General features: G+C 66.6%; 23 protein-coding genes. 6 read left to right on the top strand and 17 right to left on the bottom strand.

The genetic code is table 11. The annotated features are described in order from the left end of the window. Window positions 1–119: 119 nt before the first annotated feature. On the bottom strand, window positions 120–1,643 hold the full coding sequence (locus HL658_RS00265; protein ID WP_246337212.1) for a bifunctional aminoglycoside phosphotransferase/ATP-binding protein: 1,524 nt from the start codon (window positions 1,641–1,643) through the stop codon (window positions 120–122). Window positions 1,644–1,814: 171 nt separating this feature from the next. Between HL658_RS00265 and HL658_RS00260 the strand changes: the two genes are divergently transcribed. From HL658_RS00260 to HL658_RS00250, 3 genes are all read left to right on the top strand, one after another. Further along, window positions 1,815–4,925 (top strand): phosphoenolpyruvate carboxylase, encoded by a 3,111-nt coding sequence (locus HL658_RS00260; protein ID WP_180279895.1) that lies wholly within the window; start codon window positions 1,815–1,817, stop codon window positions 4,923–4,925. 111 nt (window positions 4,926–5,036) lie between these two features. Then, on the top strand, window positions 5,037–5,594 hold the full coding sequence (locus tag HL658_RS00255) for a hypothetical protein (protein ID WP_246337211.1): 558 nt from the start codon (window positions 5,037–5,039) through the stop codon (window positions 5,592–5,594). Window positions 5,595–5,714: 120 nt separating this feature from the next. Continuing rightward, a complete protein-coding gene (locus tag HL658_RS00250; protein ID WP_180279894.1) occupies window positions 5,715–6,236 on the top strand; it encodes a DUF2934 domain-containing protein in 522 nt (173 codons plus the stop codon). 25 nt (window positions 6,237–6,261) lie between these two features. On the opposite strand, the gene HL658_RS36780 is transcribed toward HL658_RS00250, so the two are convergent. The 5 genes from HL658_RS36780 to HL658_RS00225 form a co-directional block, all read right to left on the bottom strand. Beyond that, a complete protein-coding gene (locus HL658_RS36780; protein ID WP_246337210.1) occupies window positions 6,262–6,597 on the bottom strand; it encodes a hypothetical protein in 336 nt (111 codons plus the stop codon). A gap of 1 nt (window position 6,598) precedes the next feature. Then, window positions 6,599–6,907, bottom strand: a complete 309-nt coding sequence (locus HL658_RS00240; protein ID WP_246337209.1) for a hypothetical protein — start codon at window positions 6,905–6,907, stop codon at window positions 6,599–6,601. Between the two features lie 14 nt (window positions 6,908–6,921). Then, complete coding sequence (locus HL658_RS00235; RefSeq protein WP_246337208.1) at window positions 6,922–7,743, bottom strand: hypothetical protein; 822 nt, start codon at window positions 7,741–7,743, stop codon at window positions 6,922–6,924. After that, window positions 7,740–8,684: a YqaJ viral recombinase family protein gene (locus HL658_RS00230; RefSeq protein WP_180279892.1), complete on the bottom strand. Its 945-nt coding sequence runs from the start codon at window positions 8,682–8,684 to the stop codon at window positions 7,740–7,742. The genes HL658_RS00235 and HL658_RS00230 overlap by 4 nt, the downstream gene beginning before the upstream one ends. Before the next feature lie 300 nt (window positions 8,685–8,984). Further along, window positions 8,985–9,620 (bottom strand): helix-turn-helix transcriptional regulator, encoded by a 636-nt coding sequence (locus tag HL658_RS00225; RefSeq protein WP_180279891.1) that lies wholly within the window; start codon window positions 9,618–9,620, stop codon window positions 8,985–8,987. 180 nt (window positions 9,621–9,800) lie between these two features. Between HL658_RS00225 and HL658_RS00220 the strand changes: the two genes are divergently transcribed. Further along, complete coding sequence (locus HL658_RS00220) at window positions 9,801–10,121, top strand: heavy metal-binding domain-containing protein (protein ID WP_180279890.1); 321 nt, start codon at window positions 9,801–9,803, stop codon at window positions 10,119–10,121. 101 nt (window positions 10,122–10,222) lie between these two features. Continuing rightward, window positions 10,223–11,041: an MBL fold metallo-hydrolase gene (locus HL658_RS00215; protein WP_180279889.1), complete on the top strand. Its 819-nt coding sequence runs from the start codon at window positions 10,223–10,225 to the stop codon at window positions 11,039–11,041. 13 nt (window positions 11,042–11,054) lie between these two features. Here the strand turns inward: HL658_RS00215 and HL658_RS00210 are convergent, their stop codons facing one another. From HL658_RS00210 to HL658_RS00160, 11 genes are all read right to left on the bottom strand, one after another. Beyond that, window positions 11,055–11,510 carry a hypothetical protein gene (locus HL658_RS00210; protein ID WP_180279888.1) on the bottom strand — a complete coding sequence of 152 codons (456 nt, stop codon included), beginning with the start codon at window positions 11,508–11,510 and terminating at the stop codon, window positions 11,055–11,057. Between the two features lie 44 nt (window positions 11,511–11,554). Beyond that, entirely contained in the window at window positions 11,555–12,934 is a 1,380-nt protein-coding gene (gene pelG, locus HL658_RS00205; RefSeq protein WP_180279887.1) for an exopolysaccharide Pel transporter PelG, read from the bottom strand. Window position 12,935: 1 nt separating this feature from the next. Next, a complete protein-coding gene (gene pelF, locus HL658_RS00200; RefSeq protein WP_180279886.1) occupies window positions 12,936–14,453 on the bottom strand; it encodes a GT4 family glycosyltransferase PelF in 1,518 nt (505 codons plus the stop codon). Continuing rightward, window positions 14,450–15,412 (bottom strand): tetratricopeptide repeat protein, encoded by a 963-nt coding sequence (locus tag HL658_RS00195; protein ID WP_343054963.1) that lies wholly within the window; start codon window positions 15,410–15,412, stop codon window positions 14,450–14,452. Before HL658_RS00195 ends, pelF begins: the two co-directional genes overlap by 4 nt. Before the next feature lie 134 nt (window positions 15,413–15,546). Next, complete coding sequence (locus tag HL658_RS00190) at window positions 15,547–16,929, bottom strand: GAF domain-containing protein (protein ID WP_180279885.1); 1,383 nt, start codon at window positions 16,927–16,929, stop codon at window positions 15,547–15,549. A 66-nt stretch (window positions 16,930–16,995) separates the two neighbouring features. Next, window positions 16,996–18,573, bottom strand: coding sequence for a tetratricopeptide repeat protein (locus tag HL658_RS00185; protein WP_343054962.1), 1,578 nt, complete (start codon window positions 18,571–18,573; stop codon window positions 16,996–16,998). After that, window positions 18,557–21,418, bottom strand: coding sequence for a tetratricopeptide repeat protein (locus HL658_RS00180; RefSeq protein ID WP_180279884.1), 2,862 nt, complete (start codon window positions 21,416–21,418; stop codon window positions 18,557–18,559). Before HL658_RS00180 ends, HL658_RS00185 begins: the two co-directional genes overlap by 17 nt. 14 nt (window positions 21,419–21,432) lie before the next feature. Then, entirely contained in the window at window positions 21,433–23,610 is a 2,178-nt protein-coding gene (locus HL658_RS00175; RefSeq protein ID WP_180279883.1) for a polysaccharide deacetylase family protein, read from the bottom strand. A gap of 80 nt (window positions 23,611–23,690) precedes the next feature. Continuing rightward, window positions 23,691–24,533 carry a glycoside hydrolase family 191 protein gene (locus HL658_RS00170; RefSeq protein ID WP_180279882.1) on the bottom strand — a complete coding sequence of 281 codons (843 nt, stop codon included), beginning with the start codon at window positions 24,531–24,533 and terminating at the stop codon, window positions 23,691–23,693. Next, entirely contained in the window at window positions 24,521–25,447 is a 927-nt protein-coding gene (locus HL658_RS00165) for an NAD-dependent epimerase/dehydratase family protein (protein WP_180279881.1), read from the bottom strand. The genes HL658_RS00170 and HL658_RS00165 overlap by 13 nt, the downstream gene beginning before the upstream one ends. 34 nt (window positions 25,448–25,481) lie before the next feature. Beyond that, on the bottom strand, window positions 25,482–25,871 hold the full coding sequence (locus tag HL658_RS00160; RefSeq protein WP_180279880.1) for a response regulator: 390 nt from the start codon (window positions 25,869–25,871) through the stop codon (window positions 25,482–25,484). Between the two features lie 245 nt (window positions 25,872–26,116). On the opposite strand from HL658_RS00160, the gene HL658_RS00155 reads away from it, so the two are divergent. Next, a complete protein-coding gene (locus tag HL658_RS00155; RefSeq protein ID WP_180279879.1) occupies window positions 26,117–26,737 on the top strand; it encodes a glutathione S-transferase family protein in 621 nt (206 codons plus the stop codon). Window positions 26,738–26,742 lie beyond the last annotated feature (5 nt).

Genomic DNA, 26,742 nt, shown 5'->3' with positions numbered 1-26,742 from the left:
CTCTCCTCCCAGGACCGTCCAGCGGGCCCTGTGTGGGCTTCGTGGCTGGGAGCGATTTCATTCGCACCCTCATGATCGGATTGTACACCCGCCGGATGTCGATCACGACCCCGTTCCGGTCAGGGCAGGGCTTCACGGGCGCATCGCAGGACCGCTTGCACGGATTGATCCGCGTCAATGCGCCGCCACGCCATGGGGCCAAGATCGTAGCTTTCCTGCCGGATCGCCACAGCGGCGGTGGCGTCGGACGCATCGGGCCCGCGCCCGCCGATACGTCCGGCCCTTGCGGTGGCCGGGGCCGTCAGCCACAACCCCGTGAATGGAACACCGCAACGGCCGGCGGCCGCCGCAATGGCGTCCCGTTCTTCCGCCCGGGCGAAGACGGCATCGGCGATCACCGAATGCCCGGCCTCGAGCGCCACGGTGGCGCGTTGCACGATCGTCGCGTACACGCGCTCCGTGACCGCCGGGGTGTAGGCGTCCTCCGGCAGGGCGGTTTCGGGCGAAACGCCGAACAGCGTCTTGCGGATGACGTCGGACCGCAGCACCAGCGCGCCCGGCGCCGCGCCGGTGTCGGGGGCGAGCGCTCTGGCCACGGTAGACTTTCCCGACCCGGAAAGCCCGCCGACCGCCATCAGCTGCGGCAGCGGGGGTTCCAGCAGCGCCCGCGCCAGTTCAAGATAAGCGCCGGCCTCGGCCCGCTTGATGGCAGCGGCGGAATCGTCCGGCTGGAGACGGGCGGCGGCGGCGGCGATCTTGGCGCGGATCGACGCGCGCACCGACAGGAAGAGCGGCAGCAGCGCCAAGCCCTCCAGTCCGCAGCCCTTGTCGACGTAACGGTTGAACGCCGTGTTGGCGAGCGGACGCAGCCCACGGTGCTCCAAATCCATCAGCAGGAAAGCGAGGTCGTACAGCACGTCCACCGTGGCGAGCGCATCGTCGAACTCGAGGCAATCGAACAGGGTCGGCTGTCCGTCGAGAAGGACGATGTTGGCGAGATGCAGGTCGCCATGCCCATGGCGGACGAACCCGGCGGCGGCGCGGGCCTCGATCAGCGGCGCGAGACGGTCCAACTCCTCGGCGGAGCGCCGGGCCAGCCTGTCGACGGTCCGCGGATCGAGCAGCCCGGCCTGCCCCCGCATCTCCTCCAGATTCTGCGCGACGATGATCCGCATGGAGGACGCGCCACCGCCACGGCAGGGCTCGGCCGCAGCGTGGAAGGCGGCGATGTGGTCCGCGAGTGCCCGCATGTGGTCGTGAGTCAGGCGGCGGCCAACGGCCAACCGGTCGAACAGCCCGTTGCTGTCGAAGCGCCGCATGACCAACACGGCATCCAAGACCTCCCCCGGCCCACCTAGGGCGAGCCCGCCGTCGGCGCGGCGGACGACATCGACGACAGCTTCGTAGATGGCCGGGGCCGTCCGCCGGTTCAGACGCAGTTCGGCGTCGCACGCGGCGCGGCGGCGTCCACGGGTGGAAAAGTCCAGATACGGATAGCGCACCGCGCGCTTCAGCTTGTAGGCGCGCGACTCGACCAGAAAGACCATCGCGGCATGGGTGTCGATCCGCTCGACCGGCGCGCCGCCGTGCGTCGCGGGGTCGGAAAGGAAGTCGACGACGGCCGTCTGGTCGTCGGGCGGCATGCGGTCGCTCATCCCGGCAGTCTAGCACCGGGGTCGCTACCCGCGGCAGACACGATCGCATCATGTTCGATCGTGAAAATTGTCACCCGCTGGTAAGACCAAACCGTTGACTTGCTCCCCCAACAAACACATCGTGTTGCACTGCATTAAGCCTGGAGAGGTAGATCGGCAATGACCGACGTGGACTCGAAGCCCGCCCGCTCGATCCGTTCCCGCCGCGCTGCGGGAGAGACGGTCACCACCACCGACAGTGGAGCGGAAATGGCAACCACTGAGGATCATGGTCCGAAACCGGCGTTGACGACCAACCGCCCGCTGCTGAAAGCGCCGCTGGCGCGTTTCGAGGCGCCGACGGCGCTCGACTGCGCCGCTCTGGCCGCCGATCTCGCCGGGTGCCTGGACCGTTTCGCGCAGGGCAGCGAGGAGGACCCCTTCTCCAACCCCGTGCTGCATCTGGCGCTCGAGATCACCCGCCGGCTGGAGGCCGGAGCGCTCGACCATGGCAGCCTGGAACAGCTCATCCAGTACCTGTCGGCCGAGGGGCTGGTCGACCGCGCCACCCGGCTCGGCCGCTGGCTAGGGGAGATCGATCCCGCGGCCAACGAGGAGCGGCTGCGGGCACTGCTGCGCGCCGTGGCGCTGCCGGAGGGCGCGTCGGAGCCTGTGCCGTTCGACGATTTCCGCGCGACGGTGGAGCGCGAAATCTTCGGCATGGTGATGACCGCGCACCCGACCTTCAACCTGTCGGGTCAGATCATGACGTGGCTGACGATGCTGGCGACCGGCCGTCATGTGGATGGCCGTCCGCTCGGCGAGGAGGAGCGCGCCGACGTGCTGCGCCGCATGGCGCAGTCCGAGCACCGGCCGGACACGGACATCAGCCTCGCCCGCGAGCACCAACTCTCGCTCGCGGCCATCGCCAACATCCAGGCGGCGCTGCGGCGCGTCTACGCGCTCGTCTACCAGGTGGCGGCCGAGGTCTACCCGGAACGCTGGAGCGATGTGACGCCCCGGCTGATCACCGTGGCGAGCTGGGTCGGCTACGACCTGGACGGGCGATCCGACATCAAGTGGACCGACACGCTGCACAAGCGGCTGAAGGTCGAATCCCAGCAACTCCGCCACTACATCGACGAGATCAAGGCGGTCCGCTCGCAGTCGCCCGACGACGAGGAACTGCGCCACACGCTGGAGCAGGTCGAGTCGCGGTTGGCGCTCGCCATCCACGAGGTGTCGGACGAGATCGCCGTCTTCTCCGACCACGATCCGGACAGCCCCGACGCCTACCGGCAGATCCAGCGCATCTCCAAGCGCATGCACGAGGGCCAGCCCTACCGGCTGGTTGACGCGGCCTTCCTGGTGGAGCGGGTGAACCGCGCCATCCGCCTGCTCTGCCCCACCGGCCAGAATTGCGGGATCACCGTTCTGCGGCTGTGCGTGCTGAGGGCGGAACTGGCGAGCTTCGGGCTCGGCATGGCGCACACCCACGTGCGCATCAACTCCACCCAGCTCCACAACGCCATTCGCAAGGCGGTGGCATTGGAGACGGCGCCCGACGATCCCCGTTACCGCCAGAGCTACATCGAGCGCATCACCCAGCTCCTCGACACGGTGGAGCCGGTGACCGTGAACTTCGGCTCGCTCATCACCGAGCGCACCTCGGCCAAGCGGCTGTTCATGGTCGTGGCCCAGATGCTGAAGTATTCCGATGCGTCGACGCCCGTCCGCTTCCTGATCGCGGAAAGCGAAGCGGCCTTCACCATGCTCACCGCGCTCTATTACGCGCGGCTGTTCGGGATCGAGGACCGGCTGGACATCTCCCCGCTGTTCGAGACGGAGCGGGCGCTGGAGGTGGGAAGCCGCGTCATCGACGCGCTGCTGGAGAACCCGCATTACCGCGCCTATGTCGAGAAGCGCGGCCGATTGTGCATCCAGACCGGCTATTCCGACGCCGGGCGCTATCTGGGACAGACCCCGGCCGCGGCCAGCATCGAGCGGCTGCGCAATCGCATCGCGCGCCTGTTCCGCAAGCATGATCTGAAGAACGTGCAGCTGGTCGTCTTCGACACGCACGGCGATTCGATCGGCCGCGGCGCCCATCCGGCGAGCTATGCGGAGCGGCTGTCCTACACCGCGCCGCCGGCTTGGCTTCAGACGCTGGCGGAAAGCGGCATCCCCTTCAAGCAGGAAGTCAGCTTCCAGGGCGGCGACGGCTTCACCCCCTTCATGACGCAGCCCGGCGCCTTCGCGATCGTCACGCGCATCCTGGAATACATGATGGGACCGCGCGCCAATGGCACCGGCGACCCGTTCTACGACGAGAACGACTACATCACCGAATTCTTCACCACGGTGAAGGAATTCCAGGTTTCGCTGGTGCGCGACCCGAACTACGCCGTTCTGGTCTCGGCCTTCGGGGCCAACCTGCTCTACCCATCCGGAAGCCGGGCCACGAAGCGACAGTACGACGGCGCCGCCAACATCGACCAGCAGAACGTCTCCCAGATCCGGGCCATCCCGCACAACGCGATTCTGCAGCAGCTCGGCCTGCCCGCCAACACGATCGGTGGTGTGGGAGCTGCCGTTGCCAAAGACCCCGAACGTTACGCCCTGCTCTACCAGCGGTCCGCCCGCTTCCGGCAATTGCTGGGCATGGTGGAGTATGGCGCCGCCATCGCCGATCCGGACGCCCTGAAGGCCTACATCGATATGCTCGATCCGGGCCTCTGGCTGACGCTGGCGGCACGCGCCGGCGAGCGCGCCCGCGCCGACGAGATGCGGGTGCTGGCCGACCATCTGGAAGAGAATCCGGCGCATGTCCGCCAGATCCGCATCTTCCGCAAGCTGTTCCGCGACTTCACCATCCTGCGCAGCGCCCTGGAACGCACAGGCCCGGGCTGTGGCGATGCGGTGAGCCAGCGGACGCAGGTCGGACTGCGCATCCTGCACGCCGTCCGCTTGGCGCTGATCCACGAGATCTACCGCATGGCAACCCACGTCCCCGACTTCTCCAGCCAGCACCAGACGACGCGGGACCAGCTGATCGCCCGCATCCTGCATCTGGACATCCCGACCGCGGTCGCCCAGCTCAAGGTCATCTTCCCGGCCACCCCGGAATCCCCGCTGGTCGGCGATTTCGGAGAAACCGCGACCTATGTGAGCGACGAGAGCCAGAATTACCGCATGGAGAACGAGCGGCTGTTCCGTCCGATGACCGGTCTCTACGAACTGATTGCGCGAACCAGCAGTGCGGTGACCCAACGGATCGGATTCTTCGGGTGAACCGGAGTGGAGCAAAGGTGGATCAGCGTTTTTTGCATCGCCGCCGGCGTGTCTTTATTGACGTTATCGTAACTGATATCATGTAGGGTACGATCGTTGCGTGGTTCGGGCATGGGCAGAGTGGTGATGGGCAAGCGGTTGGCAATCGTGACGCTGACGGCAGCGGTGGGCTTCGGCCTGACCGTGCCCGCCCATGCGCAGACAGCGCCGATCGATCGCCTGTCCAATTGGAAGGTGGGCACGCTCGCCTTCGGCGCTCCGCCCTACGCCGCTCCGGATCTGCCGGACCGGGTGTCCGATCTGCACGCGAAGGTGCGCATCGGTGGATCCTCAGTACCGGGCATCGAAGGCGCTTCGGTCAGGCCGTGGATCAGCGTCGAGTCCGGTCCCGATGGCACAGCCTCGGGGATGAGCGGCGTGCTTGTCGATGTGCCGTTCGGCTCGTTCGTCTTCACCCCCAGCGTCGGCGCCGGCTATGCGAACCGGTCCGCGCTGGAGCCGGTGTCGGGAATGGAGTTCCGGTCACAGCTGGAGCTCGGGTACGAGTTCGAGAACAAGTCACGTTTCACCCTCGGCTACAGCCGCATCACCGGGGCAGGCAGCAACGAGAACCGTGATCCGAACAACGTGTTCGGTCTTTATTACCGCGTGCCCTTCGGCGGTCAGTGACGGCGCGACAAGACGTCGCTTTCCTTGCTTAACCTGAATTTAAGGACGCCGCGTTCAAGTGACGGTGGCGAAACCCGCTCGCCGTCCGAAATGAACCGTTGTCCTGGGGAAGGAAAGTCCATGGCCGCCAAGCGCAAGCCCGCCAACACGCAGCCCACTGCCGAGGCCGGCGCCTCCGAAGCCGGTGCCGAGGCCATCCTCAAGACCAACTTCTCCGATCCCGAGAAGGACGCCTTCACGTTGATGTCGGCGGCCAGCCTGTTGAGCGAGGCGGATTCGCCGGACAAGGTGAACGTGGCGCTGGACCACAATCTGAAGCTCTGGATCGCGATCAAGACGGTCATCCAGGACGGCGGCAACAGCCTGGCTTCGGAAGTGAAGGACAATCTGCGCCAGCTCTCCCAGTGGGTCGCCACCACCACCATGGAAGCCAGCTCCGGCGAGTTCGAAGGCAGCAAGCTCATCGCGCTGGCGCGCGTGAACATGCACATCGCCGAGGGGCTGGTTCGCGGCCAGCAGAACAAGATGGTCGAGGAGCGCGCCTACCAGATCTGGGAAGAGGAAGGCTGCCCCGAGGGCAAGCAGCTCGACCACTGGCTGCGCGCGGAACAGGAAGTCGCCGAGCTGTCCAAGCTTCATTGACCCAGAGGCCCGGCTTGGCGGCCGGCTACTCGGCCGCCATCAGGATGCGCGGATCATGGTGGTCGGCGGCCGGCGTGCCGGCCGCCTTGGCCTGCCCGCCATCGTCAGGACGGCGATACCCGGACACGTAGCGGTCGAGTGCGACAAGACAGTCGGCGAGCGTGCCGGAGCCGATGGCCTTGCAGTCCTCGAAAGCATGCGGCTCCGGCCGCATCCAATGGGTAAGGTAGCAGTCCTCCCGTCCATCGAGTGTCAGCGTCAGGGCAAAGCGCCCTTCCCGGCCGATGCCGGCGTGGGCGGAGCGAAGGCGCGCCTGGACCTGATCGATGGTCAGGGCGCCGCGTCGATTGCGTTCGGTCATATCAGGCAGCCTCCTCGAAGGCTTGGGTCTCCATCCGCCGCGCCCAGGCGGCGTCGCGCGACAGCGCGTCGATGAGTTCGGTGGCCGGTCGGGCCGCATCGGGGGCGGTGTCGGAACGCAGGAGCCGGCCAAGCTGCATGGCCAGCCCCTCCGCCTCGTCCTCCACCCAGCGGATGAAGCGCCGGCGTCGTTCTCCCGCGTTCCAGTACCAGGCGGGAAGCTGGCCGTGGGTGCGCTCCACCTCCCCCTCCCAGCTTCCCATCCGGAACAGCCCGCTTGGGGAGCGGTCGGCACGACCGATCGTGGGCATTTGAGTGGATGTTGTCATGCGGCCTCTCGGCCATCCTCCTCCTCGCGGCGGAGGATCTCGGCCTTCTTCTGGGCAAAGAGCCCGGTTATGCGGTGTTGAGCGGCGCGGTCGACGGTTCCGATGTCGCGCAGGCGGGTGCCGACACCGGCACGCCAGACCTCCTCCAGATCATCCAGGTCCAAGCAGCCACCCAACCGGCGTTTCACTTCCGCCTCGAACGCCTCGATGGCGGCGGGCTGCAGATCGGGGTTGCCCTTGGCAGCGTAGAAGGCCTCCGACTCCTCGCGGTACTTGCTGTCGTCGAACTGGCCCATATAGACATCGGCGGCCAGCCCGAGCTGCAGCAGGCATTTGCCGACCGCATCGGTCATCGACATCTTGAAGCACTCGTCGTCCGGCATCTCGATGCCGTTGCGGCGACGGACCATCTCGGTGCCACCCCATTGCGGCCCGGTCCAGCATTTCTCCCCATTGGCCGGGTCGAGATACCAGACGCGGGCGCAGATGAAGACCATGCGCTCCGCAATGGTCCAGTCCACCTGCTCGTAACCCCAACCCTTGCCGACCGGGCCAAAGGTTTCGGTCATCATCTGGAAACGCCAGGTGGGGTCGATCTGCGTCCCGCGGAATCCGCCGGATCGGGTGAAAGGCTTGGTGGCCTTCGGGTCCGTGCGCTTCAGGCGGTTCCAGATATGCAGATGGTCCATGCCCCCCGCGGCGGCCGGTGCTTCCGGCGGCGGGGGCTGGGGCATGTCGGCCTTCGCCGACGCATGGCCGGCGGCCTCGCGCGTGCTCTCCTCACGGACGTTCTCGACGACGGTGTCGGTCTTGCTCATACGGCCCATCGAAACGAATCCTCTTTCTCACACGTCCTTGTGTTCCCCTCACCCCAGCCGGCGGCCAGGACGGCCTCCAGGCTCGGGTGAGGGGAATAATCCGGCTTCCAGACCTCGGCACCGTCGAGCGCCCGGCGCGACGGCAGCCCGTAACGCAGTGACAGCCGCCCGTCCCGATCGCGGCTGACATACACCCCGTTCGCAAAGGCGATCCGGGCGTCGTCCGGCATCAGGGCCTTCAGAGCGGTCTCGACCTCCCTCACCGTTCGGACGGTGTGGCGCTGCCCAGCCAGCGTGGCGGCCAGAGCGGCGAAGCGGTCGTGCCGGCCCATATCGACCACCCGGAATTCCTCCCGCCGCGGGGCGTCCACCGCCGGTTGACCGGATGGCTCGACATCGTTGGTGACGTACCACCAGAAGGCCTGAAGCGTGTCCAGCAGGCGCCCGGCGTCGGACGCGGAGCGCTCGATCCATTCGACCTCATGCCCGGTGGGGCGCAGGATCGAAAGCAGACCACGCTCCATTCCCGTCACCAGGAACTGGTGCTGGAGCTGCCACCAATAGCGTTCGACCAGTGCGGCGTTCGTCTGGAAGCCGGAGCTGAACTTGGCTTCCACGATCAGGTCGGACGGCGCTTCGGTCGCCTCCCCCTCCCAGGCGAAGAAATCGGGATGCGCCACCATCCAGTCGAAGTCCGGGTGTGCGGCTGTCACCTTGGCAGCCACACAGGACAGGCCGGTCGCGCGCGTGACGAAGCGAGGGTGCAGGTGTTCCGTAGCGATCCCGATCTGCACCGCCGCTACGAAATCGAGCTCGGCCGGCTCGGCCCGCCCGGTCTTCTCCCGCCACAGCGCCGGCCACTCCCCGGCCATGATCCGCACCGCGTCGGACGATCCGACGCATCCCGCGCGGAGTGCACGCTGCTCGTTGCTGATGGTCATGGATTCAACCGTCCGATGCGTTCCCGCAACTCTCCGGCACGCTCCGCGGCCGGAGTCATCAGATAGTGTGCGAAGTCGCATCATTCAAGAACAAAAACAGAACCTTGAGCCTTGCAGTACCGATTATAAAGTTTATGCCCAGAATATTTCCGATAATATACTTGAGTATATGGCAATCTTCATTGCCAGAAACGAAAATTTTATAAAAATTATTGAGGCGCTACAAAATATCTAACGAGTTATCCACTGAATTAATTTTACAAACCCTGCCGTCAGGTCAAGCGGAATCGGCACCCACCGTTACAGCCTAAGGACTCGCAAAACGTGCACCGCGACTCCGGCAACCCTCGCATCCGCAATACTGGCCGGGCCGCAACCCGGGTCGGTGGACACCGGCAGAAGGTGGGGCGGGAAAAAGCGGTAGGCGCAAAAGGCTCCACCGCCGACCGTCACCACCACGTCACCAACCCGCGGCTCCAGCACGTCGGGAGGTTCCAGCACCACCTTGTCCTCCGGCAGCACCCCGGCCGCATCAAGACTGCGTGACGCGATGGTGAGAGCGAAGGCCCGCGGCGAGGCCGACGGCTCCACAGCCACACACCCTCCGTTCTGCCGCAGCGCGGCGGCCAGGAACGCCTCCGCCGCACGACGGCCGAGGGCCAGCAGAGCCACCACCTGGTCATGGTCGAGCAAGGGAACGCGCACGACAGGCGCAGGCTCCATCCCGTCAATGAACCGTGGTTCGGACCCGGCCGCCCGTGCCAGCCGGCCGATCGTTTCGGCACTGGGCAGGCTGCCGCGGGCAGGATCGCTGAGGAAGCGGGTCAGGCTGCTCGGCGTGACCTGGGCAAGCCGGGACCAGTGGGCGGCGCTCCACCCCCGCGCTTCCATCACCGATGTCGTCCAACGCAGTAGCGCGCGCCGCGTGTCGTCCATGCTCCGCCTTCCCGCTACGCGGTCCACCGCCTGATAGCCAGCCCGCCACCGGCGCGATTATCTGGCCGCCCCTACCCGATGGCGCAAGGCATCCTTCCGGACGACGGCGGGCCACCGCCACGCTTGCGCCGGGTCCGGACGCTCCCCACCTTGCTGCGGAACATTGCAGGGAGAGGGACCATGATCATCACCACCACCGATTCCGTCGAGGGCCGCCGGGTCGTGGAGTATCTGGGCGTCGTCACCGGCGAGGCGATCATCGGCGTGAACATCTTCCGCGACATGTTCTCCGGCATCCGCGACATCATTGGCGGCCGGGCCGGCGGTTATCAGAACGCACTGCGTGACGCGCGCGAGGCCGCCTTCACGGACATGCAGGACATGGCCCACAGCCGTGGCGCCGATGCGATCGTCGCCGTTGACGTGGATTACGAGGTTCTGGGCAAGGAGAACGGTATGCTGATGGTGTCGGTCAACGGGACGGCCGTCCGCCTCGGCTGACGAAAGCGGGCGCGTTCCACAATCCGTGCATCACCGGCATGTCAATGCCGGTGGTTTGCCATAATCTCTCTGGCCGGACCCACCCCGCGAGGAGCCCGGCCATGAGAGTTCCGCCCCTATCGATCCGCACCGTGGCGAACGCCGCGCGCGCCCTGGCATTCACCCTGATGGCGTTGCTGCCGGTTCATACGGTGCGAGCCGATTGCCTGCCCATCGCCGGGCTTCCCGGCCTGCTCATGCCGGCGAGCCTGACGCTTGCGGCAGCACCCGCTTCGGGATCGGTGCGGCTGACCTTCCTCGGCCATGCCAGCTTCCTCATCGAAACGGCAGGGGGAGTGACGGCGGTCACGGACTACAACGGCATGTTCCGGCCGCCGATGCTCCCCGACATCGTCACCATGAACAACGCCCACTCCACGCACTACACCGAGCTTCTGGACCCCGGCATCACCCATGTCCTGCGCGGGTGGGAAACCGGCGGCATGGCCAAGCACGATGTGGAGGTGAAGGACCTGCGCGTGCGCAACGTGCCGACCAACGTGCGCGACTACGGCGGAACGCGGGTGGCCGGCAATTCCATCTTCGTGTTCGAGACGGCGTCGCTGTGCATCGCCCATCTGGGCCACCTGCACCATGACCTGACCGACCTGCATCTCGGCGAGTTGGGCCTGATCGACGTGTTGCTCGTACCGGCCGACGGCGCCTACACGTCAAGCCACGAGACGATGCTGAAAGTGATCGACCAACTCAAGCCGTCGGTCATCATCCCCATGCACTGGTTCTCGCAATCCCGCCTCGCGCAGTTCCTGGCAAAGCTGGAAGGGACCTACACGGTGCGGACGCTTGGAACGGCTGATGTGACCCTGTCCCGCGCCACCCTGCCCCATCGCACCGTGCTGGTGCTGCCGGGGGATCATTGACGGCCGGGATGCCTCACGGCCCGATGTAGAGGCCGGAAACGCTGCGCTGATCGGCGATGTAGACCGAGCATCGGCTGTCCTGGTCCTCGAAGAAATAGACCTTTCCAGGCGCACGCTGGGACTGGGCATCGAGAAGGTTGGTGCCGTTGCCGAAGGCGACGCCGTAACGTCGGTCGGCGGCGCGAGCCCAATAGAAGCCGTCGATCCTCTGGACGAAGGCACCGCGGCGGCAGAGGTCGGACAGGCGGCGGTCACGTGTGGCAATCCCACGCAACCCGTCCGGCAGTTTGTAGACGACCTGTGAACGCCGATACTGGGTCCGTGGCGGGTGGAATTCGGGGATCCCATAGGTGCGCATCGGAGGGCGCAACGACGTGCCGTCGCTCGGGGGTACAAGGCCGAGCCGTTGCTCGGCCAAACCCGGCCCGGCAAGCAGCGCAAGCAGCAGAGCGAGGAATGGTACGCGCATGGTCACCTTCGGAACGGGTGCCACATGTTACCACCCTGTAACCGTCAACGCACGGACGGGTTGTTGGCGACGAAGGCGAAATACGGCAGCCGCCGCAACGCGTCGGCGACCATCAGATAGGCGACGACGAAAGCCACCAGCGAGGCCATGAAGTAGCCGTATCCGTACCAGGCGAAGCCCAGGTCGCTGAACAGCAGGGTGAAGAGACCGTTGGCGACCAGGTAGACGGTCTGGGCCAGCAGGTTTCGGCGCCGCAGGTCGAAATAGGACAGCACCACCGTGCACACCAGGAACAGCACCTGGAACAACGCCCCCAGCGCGCCGAAGCGGAACATGCCGATCTGCTGGAAATGCAGGCCGAGTGCCCCGACGATGGCGGGCGCCAGAAAGATGGCGAGAGCGCAGACGGCTCCCTGGAGAATGACGAGATTGCGCGAGCTTTCAAGCAGGGCGGTGACGATCAGCCGATGGTTCCGCTCGATCTGCGCCCAGGTGGCGTGCCGCTGGATGTCGCGGTAAAAGGCTTGGTAATGCTCGAAGAAGCGCGTCTCGATGTTGACGGTGAACAGCGTCAGCGCCGGCACGATGGTCAGATAGGCCATGAACATGGCGCTGTCGTAGGGAGTGTAGATGACCATCGCCCCGGTCACCACCTCACGCTCCGGCGCGAACCACATGATCCATTTGTCGACCCACACGGCCAGCGTGGCGACCAGCCCGATGAGCGCCAGATCCCAGTAGCGCCGGAAGTAGGCTAGGAAATCGAACAGCCGCGCCACCCGATACGGATACTCGGCGAAGACCCGCGCGATCAGCGCGAATTCGATGGCCGCCAACCCCGCGGTGAACCCCCACAGCATGCCGACCGGTCCCAGCCACGCGCCCAGCAACGCCGACCCCACGAACCCGGCGAACATGCCCGCCGCGAAGGCGACGGTGACCGTGACATAGTCCTTCAGCGCCGACAGGAAGATCGACACCACCCATATTCCGGCAACCACCACGAAATTCGCGATCGCGGCAAGGGCCATACCCGCGGGGAGACCGCTCAGCAACAGATAGAAGGGGCCGGCGGTCAATGCCGAGACCGCGTTGGCGAGGCCGAGGCAGGCCAGAAGCATTCCCGGCGCCACTTCCACCCGCTTGGCATAGATGGCATCGGCCAGGAAGCGTGTGGCGACCAGCACCAGCGGCCCGGTCAGAACGACGCTGAAGCAGAAGTTGTAGATGACGACGACGCGGAATTGGGTGAGTTCCACGTCGTCCACGATGGTCCGGCCGATCACGTTGATGCCGGCCAGCGCCAGGATGGTGAACATCCAGGGACCGGAGGTGATGAAAGCCGAATGGGCATAGCCCTGGACGATGCCGAGCAGATCATCCCGGCGGGCGAGCTTCCGCAGCGCGAAACCAATCCCCGCCATACTAAGCCGCCTTCCCGACGGTTACCGGCCGGTCCGGCTTGTCGATGTGTTCGTTGTAGAGCGCGCGGTAGATGCGGTCGATCTCCACCTTGTCGTAATAGCGGCGCACCCGCTCGCGGATGGCGGCGGCGCAGCGTTCCCGCCAGGGAGCGTCGAGCAGCAGCGCCCGCAACTCCCGTGCGGTGGCGAGCGGCGAGGCGAGCGGCGTGATCGCCCCACCCGGCCCCAGGGGCGGATCCTCATCCGGCCGGCCGAGGATCAGCTCCGAGCAGGAGCCGACGTCGGTCGCCACCGTCGGCACCCCGGACGCTCCGGCTTCGAGGATCACCAGCGGCTGTGCCTCCGACACGGACGTGAGCGCGATGGCGTCCACACGGCCCAGCCAGTCGGTCAGCTTCACGCGGCCGGCGAAGATCACCGTCCGCTCGAGACCGAGATGGGCGACGATCGACCGGCACTCCTCCACATAGCCTTGATCCTCCTCGGTCGGGCCGAGGATCATCGCCTGGAGATCCGGGATTTCCTCCCGCAGGATGCCGGCGGCGCGAATGAAGGTTTTCACGTCCTTGATGGGCACCACACGGCCGATCAGCGCGATGGTCGGCGGCCGCTCGCCATCCTGCCGGACCACCTTGGAATAGCCGGCGTAGTCGATGCCGTTGGGGATGATGCGCAGCTTGGCTGGATCGGCCCCCTGCCGGAGCTGGAAGACCTGGTTGCCGCCATACAGGGTCACGATGGCGTCGCAGGCGTCGTAGCAGGCCTTGGAATAGCTGGCGAAGGTGTCGAGCCAGAGGTCGCGCAGATCGCGCTTCTTGCGCTCGACGGCGAGGGAGGAATCGCCGCCTTCGAACAGCCACTCGGCCATGAGGATCTCGATGCGGCGCTCGTTGGTGTAGATGCCATGCTCGGTCAGGATGGCCGGGCGCCCGCTTTCCAGCCGCGCCCGCGTCGCGAACAAACCGGCATAGCCGGTGGACACCGCGTGGTAGACCCGCGCCGGCGGCATGGGGGTCAACATGGTCGCGTACATCCCGCCCATCAGGGCCCGCATGCCCCAGAAATATTCCAGAAAGGACGCGTCGGGCAGCGTTTCCCGGCAGAGACGGGTGACGAGATGAAAGGCCTCCTCCGAATTGAGGAGCACCCGCCGCCCGATTTTCGGCCGCAGCGGAGCGAGCAGCGTCAGGATTTCCGTCACCTCGGGCAAGCCGCCGCCCTGTTGCAGGTGTTTCAACGGGGCTTCCAAGCGGCGCATCAGCCCGGCGGCATCACGCACCCATCCGCGGCCGGGGTCCGGCTCCTGCAGATACACATGGGTCATGCCATTGACGTTGGCCGGCAACTCGTAGGCCAGCTTGCGCGCGCCACGGTCGGCGACCAGGGCCACGACATGGAAGGTCAGGTCGGGATGGGCCTTGATGAGGTCGTGCGTCCAGGTCGATACGCCTCCCGCCACATAGGGGTAGGACCCTTCCATCAACAGACAGACGTCGGCCACCGACGGACGCGCGATCATGCGGCGGACTCCATCGCCACGGCGTCGCCACCCGCCCACAGATTCACGACCGATCCCAAGGCATCCGGCGTGGCGGCCCCTCCCCGCATCACCGCCGCGTGGGTGCGGCACAGGCCGCGGAGGTCGTCGAACCGGCCGAGCCGGAACAGGCATTCCGCGTACCACACCAGAACGCCGCGCTCCGCACCATCGGCGATCAGCGGGGCCATGATGCGTTCGGCCTCCTCCACATGGCCAAGGCGGAGCAGCAGCCGGCCAAGGTCATGGCGGAGCGTGCCATCACCGGGAGCCCGATCGAGTGCTTGGTGGTAGCCGGCCAACGCCTTCTCCCGCAGTTCCGCCTCCCGGTTCGTGTCGAGCAAACCGCAAAAGGCGTATGCGTCGAGATGCCGCGCCAGCGCGGTGCGTCGAACCGGATCCTCCGGGTCCTCCCGCACCGATTCGTCGAGAGCCAGCCACCGTTCGTTGAACTCGTGCTCCACCCGGGCGGTTGCCGTGGCCGCCTGTACGCGCACCGACGGATCGGAGTCGGCAAGGCCCAGCTTGAGGGCCGGGGTGAAGGCCGGACGAAAGTGGCGGGAGACGAGTGCGATCACCGCCTGCTTCTGCACCGGCGTCCCGACCGTCATCACGTCGGTGAAGGATTCTGACGCCGCGACATGCGCCTGTTCGCGGCCGGACACGATCAGTTCGAACAACTCCTGGGCGGGGGCCGTCTCGCTTTCCGGAAAGAGCGAGAGATACCAGTCGTGGAAGCCGGTCGCGTGACGGCGGAACACGGCATGGAAAAGTGCCGAGAACAGCACGGCAACAACCCCGGCGGGGCCAAGGACCGGTGTCGAGACGGCCAGCAGCCCCGGCAGCCGCAGGTCCAGCCCGCGCCGCCACCGCGACCGCAGCCAAATGACGAGAAGGGCCGATACCACGAAATGACCCGCCAGGGCCGCCGCGACGGTCACGGGCGTCCACCCTGAAACGGGAGGCACCGCCGCGAGCGTCGCTTCGGTCGCTAGCGTCAGCATGGCTACGGCCACCAACTCCGCTCCGCCACCGTCAGGCGCCGCCTCTGACGGCTCCACCGCGGGAGTCATGGTCACGGCGCGTCCCCAACCCGCTCGGCGGCGAAGGAGATGGGGATATCCGCAAGCGGCTGGGGAAGCGCTCCACGGACCGCCTTCTCCAGCTTGGCCGCCACGATGCGCGCCTGCTCCATCGCCGTTCCAGGGAGCACCACACCGAAGACAAGCCCGTGCTGCCCGAAGTCGCAGGCCAGATCCGTATCGCGCAGGCTCTGCCGCACCGCTTTGCCGATGGCCGTAGCAACCTCCATCCGCTGGTCCGGCAGGAGACGCGACAGACCGGAGGGCCTGATGGTGATGGTCGTCGTCTCGAAGCCGAGGCGTCGCCCGAGGTGGGCCAGAAATTCCGCCTGCCGCCCGATGTAGGTCGAGGAATACAGGGTGCCGTCATCGGCGAACACCCTCTGCTCGTTGGCCTCGCGATAGCGGCGCGCCTTGGCGAGCGCGGTGCCGACCCATTCGCAGAGGATGCGGAAATTCTCCACGGTGTTCGCGCTGAAATCGGCGAAACCGAGGCTCTCGATCTTCACCATCCCCACGACCTCGCCGGTGTCCTCGCTGACCAGGGGACCGGCCAACACCCCCTGGCCCATCAGGATCCGCTCGTCCTCCGGTCGGGCGACGCACAGCGTGCGCTGGCGTCCGACCACCGTCTCGAACAAGGTCGACGACGCATCGAACCAGCGGGCGAAGGGATCCTCGTCGTCCCAGCCGTCGTTCGTTACCGATTCCAAAACGTCGTTGTTGAGCAGGAACAGCGAGAACTTCTCCGGTCGCATGACCGAGCGGACGAGATCGGCCACGCCCAGCATGACCTCGCCCTCGTCCAGCTTGTCGATGGCGCGCGCGGCCTGATAGAGCGTGAAGACGGTGCGGAGCTGTCCGGCAACCCTGGCTTCGAGATTCTCCTTCACGACCTTGAGCTGACGGTAGGACCGTGCGATGGCGTCGCTTTCCCGATTCGCAAGGGAAAGCTTGGCGTGCAACTCGTCACGCTCGCGTCGTTGTCGCATCCGCAACTCACCGAACAGGACGGCGGCCACCAGCCACAGGATCGGTTCGCGGCTGACCACGTGCAGGTACTCGTACAGATCCTGCCCGATGGCCTGTTCCGGCAGGTTCCAAAGACGCAGGGCGGCTGTGGCAGCGACCGCGGCGATCACCCCTTCGTTCGTCCCGTACTGGACGGAGAGAAGCAACACGATGACCCAATAGGGATGCGGCTGAACGCCGTCGAAGCGCGTCAGCCCGGCCGCCCACCAATCGACGAGGAAGCAGAGCGTGAAGAACAGGGCGAGTTCAACCAACGCCACGCCCCGAAATCCGAACAGCCGGAACGGACGACCGCCGGGCGGTTCCGCCGCGGCGTGGGATGGGGCCGGTATGCCCTCGCTCATGGGAGCATTCCCCCGTCTGGATGGTCCCCAAGCCGTCGGGTGTAGCGGGGTATGGCTACCGAATGGTTAATTGCGGAGGGCGAAGTAGACGCCGACCGCATTCACGCCGGCATCGCTCCCCCGCGCCGTCGATCGGGCATGGCTCGCCCGGAAGCCCATTTCCACGGCCGTCAGCGGCTCATAGGCAACCGTCACAGCGGCGAAGGGGCCGCCGGAGTTGCGCCGGTCATAGGCATAGCCTCCCTGAACTCCGTATCGCAGCACATCGCCGATCTCATCATCGATCCCGAGCGAAAAGGAATGCACCTCCCGTGTCGCGACGGGCAGCGGTGCGTAGGGATTGCCGAGGGGATCGATGCGGGTTTCACGCTCGATCACGTATTCGGCGTCCAGGCTGTAGCCGATGCTGGCGACCGGCCGCCCCAGATCGACCGCGTAGCGCAATGCCCCTTCCGCTGTGGCCGAGCGGGCGAGGTCGTCGTTATCGTCCAGGCCGTACCGGCTGAAGCCACCGCCGAGCATGGCCGACCAGCCCTCCCCCAACCGGAATTCGTGCTGAAGGAATGCGCGGTCGCGCCGACCGGCCCCGACGATGCCCTCCACGAAGGTGTAAGCGGGTTCGCTTGCAAGTATGCCGGCGCGCGTCACACCGATGTCGGTTCGCATGGAATGGATGAGACCGGCTCCCAGAGTGCGCTCGGCGGCAAACAGGCTTGCGGTGGTTCGATGACCATCGTCCCAGTCCTGCGCCACCGTCACTTCGCCGCGGGTGCGCCATCCGTGGAATGGCGTGATGCGACCGTCGGCGCGCACCACCTGATCCGTATCGACGCGCCGCGTCTCGATGAGGGCGACAAGGCTGCGGTGCCCGCCGAGGTCCTGGCGTGCGGACAGGCGTGCGATCCGCTGGGTATCGGCGTCCTCGACCTGGAACAGATCCACGTCGAGCCGCACCTGATCACCATGCTCGCGGAACAGGGTCTGGCGGCTGCGGAGCAGCGACGGCTCGTCCGGGGCCAGCGTCAGCGCGCGGTCATAGACGTCCAGCGCTTCGCGCCAGCGACCGGCCCGCTCTTCCGCGTTGCCGAGCAGGACCAGAGACGAGACATCCTTCGGATCGGTGTCGACAAGGGCACGGGCCCGTGCCCGTGCCTGGTGAAGGTCTCCGTCTTCCAGATCGGTCACGGCACGGAAATAGTCCAGCCGCCGTTCCGCCTGCCGCTCCGCCACCCGCTCGGCGGCGACGTCCGCGGGCGGGCGGCTGACGGCGGCGGCGCGGACGAAGTCGACACGCACCGCCGCACCGTCCTTGACCACCATCGCATCAACACCCGACGGCAGGACCAGAAGCACGCTGTCATAGCCGAAGGCCGTGTTCTCAACCCACCCCGGCAGGCGGCCGGGCACCGTGTCCAGGGGCAGATCGCCGAGTGGCCGGTTGAACCGAAGCGTCAGCTCCCGCCCGTCACGTTCGCTTGCGACGGAGACCGCGGCATCCCAGGTCAGCGACAGGCGGGCGCCTCCATCCCCGACCGTCGCCTCCATGCGCGCCGCCGGCAGAGCGGGCGCCGACGCCAGCAGCCAAACGGCCACGGCGACGGTGGCGATCCCGGAACCGCGCCGGATGTCAGCGTTCCAGGACACGGCGCGCCTCCTTCATGCGCCCGCTCTCGATAAGCACGGACACGTAGTCGGCCTTGATCTGACGGTCGTCCGGACGCTGGTGACGCAGCCGCTCGAACAATGCCACCGCTTCGTCGACATGACCCAGCCGGTGCAGAAGGTTGGCCTCCGTCAGCCCGGCTTCCGCGCCACCCGCAACACGCGACCGAAGAAGGTCGAGCGCGCGCCTCCAGTACGGCACGGCATCCGCGCGGCGTTTCAGGCCGTTCAGCGCCTCGCCCAGGAAGTAGTTGGCCTCATGATCGTCGGAGCGCACGGCCAGATATCGGCGCAGGTGCCGTTCGGCCTCGGCCAGCCGGTCTCCGTCGAAGGCCAGCATGCCGAGCTGACGCAGGGCTTCGGGGTCCTCGGGCCGCAGCGCTGCGAGCGCCCGCCATGCCGCCGCGGCCACGTCACCGGCGCGCGCCTGCTCGGCGAGGCGCGCGTAGCGGCGCAACCGTTCCGAATCACGTTCGGCCGGAAGCGCAACACGCAACGCTTCCGCCAGCGCTGGGCCGTCATCACGGGCCGCGAGCGCATCGATGTACACGGTGAGCAGCGACGGATGTTCCGGCCGTCCTCCCGGCGCGACCGCCCTCACGACCCGCGCGGCGCCGCCGGAGGCCAGCATGCGTTCATACCACCTGACCTGCTCCGCCGGCGACGTCGCAGCCCTGGCACGCCGCTCCATCCACTCCATGGCACCGCCCGGCGGGCGCGGTCCCCAGAGGAACAGAAGCTGGCGGACATCGGGTCCGTCGGGATCCTGAGCCGCTGCCAACGTCAGGAACACCCGCTCGGCTCCGGCCTTGTCGCCGAGTTCAAGCAACGTGAACGCCATGCGCCGACGCTCTTCCAGCGGTTGGCGTTCGTCCCGGGCGAGGGCCGCCAGGAATGCTCTCAATTCCGCCGTCGCGCCGCTCCGCCGCGCCGCATCGGTGTATGCGTACAGCCACTCACCACCGTGTCGCGTCGCCATGTCCCGCAGGAAAGGCAGGGCAACGGTGTATGCCTTGCGCTCCAGCAGACCGTACAGCAGGCGCTTGCGCTCGTTCTCAGGCAGATCGGCGGCCTGAAGCTTGGCCGACCAGAGTCCAACAAGCTCGGCGGTATGGCCGGCAGCCTCAAGCGCTGTAGCATAAACCTCTTCCACCTCCGGCCCGGCACCGCCCAACAGCGGCCGGATCAGGGTGATGGCCGGTTCCGGCTGACCAGCGATGATGAGCGCGTTGGCAAGTGCCAGGGCCGAGGTAGGGGTCGGCTGACGCTCGTGCACCCGCCGGGCAGCCGCGAGGGCCAATCCCGTCGCTCCACGCTCCAATGCGGCGGACGCGATGTCCTGAAGCGCACCGACATCCACCGTCGCGGTGTCGTCCAGCCATAGCGAAACCTTGGAAACGTCCCCAACCCGCACGGCCATCCGCGCCCAGGCCGTTGCCAGGGCCGGTGTCGGGCGATCGCGCAGCCGGGCCTCCGCCCAGGCAAGCCCGGCTCGAGGCCGTTCGAGCTGCAGGTAGAGTTCGGCCAGTTCGGCCGCCGCGTCGTCCGGCATGTCGCCAACGGGAACAATGCGGTCAAGCGCCGCCGTCGCCACTTCCCGACGGCCGGCCCGGGCCATCAGGCCTATGGCCGACAAGCGGTCGGGCAGAGGCTGGGCGGCATCGTCCAACACGCGTGATGCCCAACGCGCCGTCCCGGCCATATCCCCCCGGGCCAGCGCAATGTTCGCGGCCAGAAGCGGGTTTTCGTCGAGAAACTTGTCTCCGAGCTCGGTGGTGAGCCGGTCGAGGGTCGAGCGGTCCCTTTCCGCAAAGGCGGCCTCGGCCACTCCGGTCAGCGCCCAATCGGGAATCAGTTCCAGGGCGCGCCCGCGCATCACATCGAGTGCCAAGCGCGGCATACCGGCCCCGAAGGCCAGGGCGACGAACCGTCCGAGCCACGCATCCTCGATCGGTCCGCGCCCCATCAACGCCCGCAGACGGTGGGCTGCCCCCTCACGCGCTCCTGTGGCGATGCTCAGATCGACAAGGGTCAGGGCAAAGGCAGGGTGGCCCAGGGACTGATCGTCATAAGGCCGGAGCAGACCAAGGGCGAGGTCCGCCCGCCCGGCATCGACGAACTGGTTGCCAAGGCCGATCAGATCGCCAACTGCCGGACGCTCCCCCAGCCAGCGTGACGCCCGCCGGACCGCCTCGTCCGTGCGGCCGAGCTCGAGAAGCAGGCTCATCAGCAACTCGCGCGCGTCGCCGGTAACTCCACCGCGCAGACGGTCGTCCAGCGCCAGAAGACGCGCCGCTGCCGGCTCGATCCCGCCGCGTGCGGCCAGGAGGGTCGCCAGCTTCGTCACGATGTCCGGGTCATGGGGAAGGCGGTCGGCAAGACGTCCAAGCGCGATCGCCAAGCGATCGAAATCGGCATAGAAATCATAAAGGGTCGCGAGTTCCCGCTCGACCTCCTCGGACGGCGCCAGAGCCTCGATCGCCTCGAGATTGGTCAGATAGTCTCCCATCCGCTGGGCACCGCGATACAGCACGCCGAGAAGTTGACGTGCATCCACGGATCGCGGCTCCACCGCAACGAACCCTTCCATCACGGCAATGGCGCGGTCCACCCGCCCTTCCTGCTGGTGCAGTCGGCTCAGCGGAATCACCGTCGCGGCCGAGCGGTCACCGTCCGCGTAACGCCGCTCGTAGGCCGGAAGCGCCTCGTCGTAATCGCGATCGCGGAACTTCATCAGCGCAAGTTCATGACCGCCGGGGATCAGCATCAGGCTGGCCCCGACCGCAACGACCACCGTGACCAGGACGGTGAGCAGGCTGCGCCACACAGCACCGTCCCCTGTCAGTCCAGCCGGTCGGCGCCGATGCGCAACGGTGTCTCCGCAGCGACCGGTATGGTGAGGCTCAGCCGGTGATCGACGCCCGCCACGGCCTCACCCCGCCAGAGCACGCGGCCGGCGCGCTCCGCCGTCACCGCGTAACGGCCGGGAACCGGCATCCACCACGACATGGTTCCCGCCCCGAATCCCTGGGCGCCCGCAAGAAATCCGTTTGCGTACACCTCCACCCCGTCGAGCATCCAGCGCCCCTCGATCAGATAGGGACGAGGTGCCGGCGGGGCGACATCGGTCCGATCCACCGCGGCAAGTGCCACCACCGGCTCCTCCACCGCCGGATCGAGCGCGATATAAAGGCTTCCCTGGTGGTGGCGCTGCCCGACAATGCCCTTGGAACGGGGAAAGTCCACAGCGTCGAAGCTCGCACCGTCGAACCGGATCGTGGTCAGTGCGCCTCGATCGACCACGCGCCAACGCCGTTGCCCTTCGGGGACCAACCGTATGGACTGGAAGCCGTCCGCCATGGCCGCGTAGTGGCTGGCCGTAACCGGCGCGATGTCCGCAACGCGGGCAGCCCCGAGTATCTCCTTCAACGCCGCCAAGCTCGCCGACTTCTGGCCCGAATACATGTGGTAATATACGTTGAACGGCTTCACCCGGATGGGTGTATCGGTGTTCCGCAGCGTATGGACGAGGTTGCGGAAACCGTAGAATCGATTGGTCCACAGGTCGGTGTAGGTGTTCTCGTTGCTGGCTGCGGCGTATGTCTGCCGCTGGTCACCCATGGCCACGCCGATCGGGGCTACGGCGGTATAGGACGGAAACTCGGCATCGAAGCGGGTGTCGCCACCGTTGATGTTGCGGACGCCCGCCGCGCGGGTGGCGGCGATCGCCGCCGCATAGGGTTGGGTGTCACCGGACCACTGGATCAGGCGCGCCGGTTTGCCCGCAGGCGCGATGCCGGTCATGTAATCGAGCGACCCACCGACCTCCCGCGCGATGTCGAACGGTTCCTCAAGAAAGGCGCGGGGAACGGCGTAACGGCCGATGTCGGGACCACCGGCGTGACCGCCCTCCCCCACCACCTCGTCCTCAGTGATACGCGTGCGTCCGAACCAGTTGGCCAGATAGCCGCCCCGCGCGCGTCTGCCAGAGGCCGGTGCGAAGGCGGCCTCCTTGTCCGGCGTGTAGTCCTGGAAGAATCCCCAGAAGAACGGGTGCGACCAGGTGTGGCTTGCCGGCTCGACCTGCGGCAGGGCGAACAGCGCCTTGGCCGCGGCGAGGGACGCGGCGGTTCCCTTCCACGCGGGATCCAGGTCGGCGCCGATCGGTGCCACGGTCACCGGCAGATCCGGATAGGGCTCGATCGCCTCGCGCCGCACCACATCCGCGGCGATGGGTCGGTCCTTGCCGAAACTCTCGATCTCCGTCGCGTTCCTCCAGCCATCGCCATCGATGTGGCTGAAGTAGAGGCGGCGGCCGGACACCGTGGTCACGTCCGGCTTCGGCAGGTCGTCCGTACCGAAAGCCGCACGGAAGAAGGAAAACGGGTTGATGATCCACTGGCGCCGGACCAGTTCCGGATCGTAATGCCGCACATACCCTTCGACGGCCAGACCGCCGGCCGGACCGGTCACCACGATGTGGCTGTCGCTTTCGGGTTGGCCACCCCGCCGCAGGACAAGATGGGAGGTGACCCGCGGGTCCACCGCGCGCATGAGCGGATACCCCGGCAACGGGCCGTCCAGCGGACGCTCGAACCCGACCATCTCGTCCGCCACCACCGGGCGCGACCTGTGCGTCAGGTCCGAGTAGCCATCATCGTCACGCAGCCCGAAGCGACCGAAAAAGCGGTTCGCCAGGGACATGGGCATGGCCGTTCCGGCTCGTGACCGCCGGATCCCGCTCTGTCCGAGCGCCACGACCCGCAACCCCTGATCCATCGCTTTTCCGATCCAGGTGGCATAGCCCCGCGGATCATCGAAGGGATCGCCCGCGAACCACGTCAGCACACCACGCAAGTCCCCGAAACGCGCGAGATCGGGCAGACCGTCGGCCACGTCCCAATAGACGACGGTCAGGCCAAGATGGTTCAGCGGCATCTCTGCCATGGTGTGGATGCGCGACAGCCGCAGTTTCTGCTCTTCCCGCGTGTCGTAGAGCGCGAGGATGGCGCGCGGCACCGGCTTCGCCCCATCCGCCCGCAATGGCCCAGCGGCCAGGAGGACCAGCAGAAGGATGCCCGATGCCCAACTCCGCCCGGTCAAGGCTTCGGCTCCGGCAAGACTCGATCGAGTTCCACCGTGGAGACATACGGTGAGAAACCGTTCGCCCGCTGCAAGGCATAGATTCGGGCGATCATGGCCGTATCGGCCGGATCCCAATAGTCGAGGGTCATGATGTCCAGCCGCGGATTGCGCGCCTTGGCGTCCTTCAGCGCCTCGACCTGAAAACTGTAGTCGCCGGCGGGCTGGAGATCGGCCTTGCCCGTGGCGAAATTCCACGTGGTGTAGACGCTCTCCCCCAGAGCGTAGTCCAGCTGAGCTGCGGTCTGCGGCAGGATCTCGTAGCCGCGGTTCTGCATGATGGCGATGTCCGGCCAATGCCGGCGGATGGCACCCACCAGCCTCGCGGCGCTTTCGGTCATGCCGGCCCAACGCTTGGGGTCGGTGCGTTCGAGATGCGGCGGGTTGTCGAGTGTGTCGAGGAAAACGCCGTCGAAACCCTTGCGGATGAGCGACGGGACCAGTTCCTCCACAACCAGCTTGACCCAGCGTGGATCACGGACATCCACATAGAAGCTGCCGGGCCAGTTCGGGTTCTCCTCCGACAGGATGCCCCAACCCTTGACCCGTGCGAACCAAGGGCGATGCTCCTCGACCTCACCGACGCTGATGTAGCCGAGCAGGCGCTTGCCACGGTCGCGCAGGGGCCGCAACGGCGGGTGATGGGTGCTGTCGAGCACCAGCAAACGATAGGGCTCGTAAGCGTTCACCGGCACCTTGTCGGTGTAGCACACCACCCAGGGCACCTCCGCCCTCGCCGCCACAGCCATCGTGAGAATCGCCACCGCCGCCATAGCGCGCAGCCCCGTCAGCCAAGCCATGCGAGCGTATCCCGCAGCCCGTCCTCCAGCGATGTCCCGCACGCCATGCCGAAGGCGGCGACGAGACGGGAAGGATCGCCGATGGAGACACGGATGTCGCCGGAGCGCGGCGGACCATGGCGCCGGTCGAGCGGCCGACCGGCCAAGTCCGCCAACACCTCCGCCAGCCGGTTGACCGTCGTGGGAACACCGGTGCACACGTTGTAGACCGGCGCTCCCGGAACCGGCTTGTCCATGGCGGCCGTCAGGTAGCGGACGAGATCACGGACATACACGAAGTCACGGACCTGTTCACCGTCGCCGTTGATGGTGATCGGTTCCCCCCGCGCAATGCGCGCGGCGAAGATGGAAATCACACCGGAATAAGGCGACTTCGGGTCCTGCCGCGGGCCGAACACATTGAAGAAACGGAAACCGGTCGTCGGAACGCCGTGCACGCCATCGGCGACACGGGCGTGAAGTTCACAGGCCAGCTTGTCCGCCCCGTAGGCGGACAGGGGCCCGACGGTGGCCGCCTCGACAAGCGGGACATTCTGGTTGTCACCGTACACCGCGGCGGAGGAGGCATACACCACCGGCACCGGGGCGCCTCCAGCGGCCCGGCGGGCGGCATCGAAGACGGTGATGGTGCCGGCGAGGTTGGTGCGGTTGGTGCCCCGCCAGTCCTCACGCGATCGGTCCACCGACGCGACCGCGGCCAGATGGAAACACCCGTCCACACCACCCATCAAGTCGTTCACCAGATCCGGATCGGCGACGTCGCCGACGGTCAGTGGCACGCCAGATGGAAGATTGTCCTTGCGGCCCGTTGACAGGTCATCGAGCACGCGGACGTCGTTGCCTGCGGCGATCAGCCGCTCGATGAGATGCGAGCCGATGAACCCGCATCCGCCGGTGACCAGATAGCGCGCCATGCCGAAGGGCTCCCCGGTTGCCGATTGGGTGTGATCAGTTGGCGACCGCGGCCACGTCGAGGAAGCCGGAGACGGTCGCGAGGAACTCTCTCGGCTTGATCGGCTTCGACACGTGCCCATTGAAGCCGGCATCGGCGAGACGGCGTTTGTCAGCCGGCGTGGCGAGATTGGTGACCGCGATCACGGGTGTGGGCGCGAGTTCTGCGTCGGCGCGGATCAGACGGATCAGTTCGACACCCGAGATGCCCGGCATCACGATATCCATCACCACGAGGTCCGGGAGCGCCGCCCTCATCAGGTCAATGGCGCCACGGGCATCGTCGGCTTCGACCACGGTGAAGCCGCCTTCCTCCAGACAGCGGACGAAGAGCTTCCGCATGAGGACATTGTCCTCGACCACCATGATGGTGCGCGCATTTTCCATGTCCGGCCTCGTTACGCCCACAGTACCTGGTCTGCATCGAAGCGCAGTCTTAAACCTGCCGCGCTGATCGGATCGCCATCGCGACGCCTCATTACAAAATGAACATTAACATTTAATGAGAATGCTGAACAAGTTGGTACGACAAGCAAATGACCAGAATGCACAGACGCTCCGGGAGGTGGCTTATGGCGCGTCCCGACCGCCCGTGATACCCGATGCATTCCAAACATGGGGGAGGACGCGGCATGCCCGCTGGATTTACGGTCTACGGCAACTTCCATTCACAGCCCGCAGCACGTGTGGTGCTGTTCCTGAGCATGGCGGACACACCCTTCACTTATCGCCATGTCGATCTGAAGTCCAAGCAGCAGAAAAGCCCCGAGTACTTGGCCATCAGCCCGTTCGGACGTGTGCCGGCGCTGCGCCATGGCGATCTGTGCCTGAGTGAATCCGGCGTCATCTTGACCTATCTCGCCGACCGGACCGGCAAGTTCGGCGGCAGGAACGAGGTGGAAACGCTCAAGCTGGCCCAGTGGATCTCGTGGATGGCCGACGTGCTGCTGCCGCTCCAGCGGTCGCGCGCCATCCGACGCTTCGGCCTCGATCCGAATGCCAAGCCCTTCATGGACGCCGCCTCCGCCTCTGGCATGACTCAGCTCGACGCGCATCTTGCCGGCAAGAACTTCGTCGAAGGCGGACGCGTCACCATCGCCGACATCTTCGCCTTCCCGTTCATCGATCTGGCGCCTGAGGCGGATGTGGACTTGGCCGCCTATCCCCACATCAAGGCGTGGTATGAAGGTATGCTGACGCTGCCCGGCTGCAGGCGGCAGTACGACCTGATGCCGCAGCAGGACGTCGGCTGACGCGG

The sequence above is a fragment of the Azospirillum oleiclasticum genome (assembly GCF_013423485.1).
GTDB classification, from domain to species: Bacteria; Pseudomonadota; Alphaproteobacteria; order Azospirillales; family Azospirillaceae; genus Azospirillum; species Azospirillum oleiclasticum.
Note: the sequence above shows the minus strand (reverse complement) of the source record. Positions and strands in the feature narration are given on the sequence as shown.

Bases quoted from the DNA above. Each gene is read 5' to 3' on its own strand.
- HL658_RS00230 (WP_180279892.1), bottom strand. From the start codon at position 8,684: ATGACCATCAGCAACGAGCAGCGTGCACTCCGCGCGGGATGCGTCGGA.
- HL658_RS00240 (WP_246337209.1), bottom strand. From the start codon at position 6,907: ATGCCCACGATCGGTCGTGCCGACCGCTCCCCAAGCGGGCTGTTCCGG.
- HL658_RS00225 (WP_180279891.1), bottom strand. From the start codon at position 9,620: ATGGACGACACGCGGCGCGCGCTACTGCGTTGGACGACATCGGTGATG.
- HL658_RS00220 (WP_180279890.1), top strand. From the start codon at position 9,801: ATGATCATCACCACCACCGATTCCGTCGAGGGCCGCCGGGTCGTGGAG.
- pelG (WP_180279887.1), bottom strand. From the start codon at position 12,934: ATGGCGGGGATTGGTTTCGCGCTGCGGAAGCTCGCCCGCCGGGATGAT.
- HL658_RS00155 (WP_180279879.1), top strand. From the start codon at position 26,117: ATGCCCGCTGGATTTACGGTCTACGGCAACTTCCATTCACAGCCCGCA.
- HL658_RS00260 (WP_180279895.1), top strand. From the start codon at position 1,815: ATGACCGACGTGGACTCGAAGCCCGCCCGCTCGATCCGTTCCCGCCGC.
- HL658_RS00165 (WP_180279881.1), bottom strand. From the start codon at position 25,447: ATGGCGCGCTATCTGGTCACCGGCGGATGCGGGTTCATCGGCTCGCAT.
- HL658_RS00160 (WP_180279880.1), bottom strand. From the start codon at position 25,871: ATGGAAAATGCGCGCACCATCATGGTGGTCGAGGACAATGTCCTCATG.
- HL658_RS00210 (WP_180279888.1), bottom strand. From the start codon at position 11,510: ATGCGCGTACCATTCCTCGCTCTGCTGCTTGCGCTGCTTGCCGGGCCG.
- HL658_RS36780 (WP_246337210.1), bottom strand. From the start codon at position 6,597: ATGACCGAACGCAATCGACGCGGCGCCCTGACCATCGATCAGGTCCAG.
- HL658_RS00235 (WP_246337208.1), bottom strand. From the start codon at position 7,743: ATGAGCAAGACCGACACCGTCGTCGAGAACGTCCGTGAGGAGAGCACG.
- HL658_RS00250 (WP_180279894.1), top strand. From the start codon at position 5,715: ATGGCCGCCAAGCGCAAGCCCGCCAACACGCAGCCCACTGCCGAGGCC.
- HL658_RS00265 (WP_246337212.1), bottom strand. From the start codon at position 1,643: ATGCCGCCCGACGACCAGACGGCCGTCGTCGACTTCCTTTCCGACCCC.
- HL658_RS00170 (WP_180279882.1), bottom strand. From the start codon at position 24,533: ATGGCTTGGCTGACGGGGCTGCGCGCTATGGCGGCGGTGGCGATTCTC.
- HL658_RS00215 (WP_180279889.1), top strand. From the start codon at position 10,223: ATGAGAGTTCCGCCCCTATCGATCCGCACCGTGGCGAACGCCGCGCGC.
- HL658_RS00190 (WP_180279885.1), bottom strand. From the start codon at position 16,929: ATGAGCGAGGGCATACCGGCCCCATCCCACGCCGCGGCGGAACCGCCC.
- pelF (WP_180279886.1), bottom strand. From the start codon at position 14,453: ATGATCGCGCGTCCGTCGGTGGCCGACGTCTGTCTGTTGATGGAAGGG.
- HL658_RS00255 (WP_246337211.1), top strand. From the start codon at position 5,037: ATGGGCAGAGTGGTGATGGGCAAGCGGTTGGCAATCGTGACGCTGACG.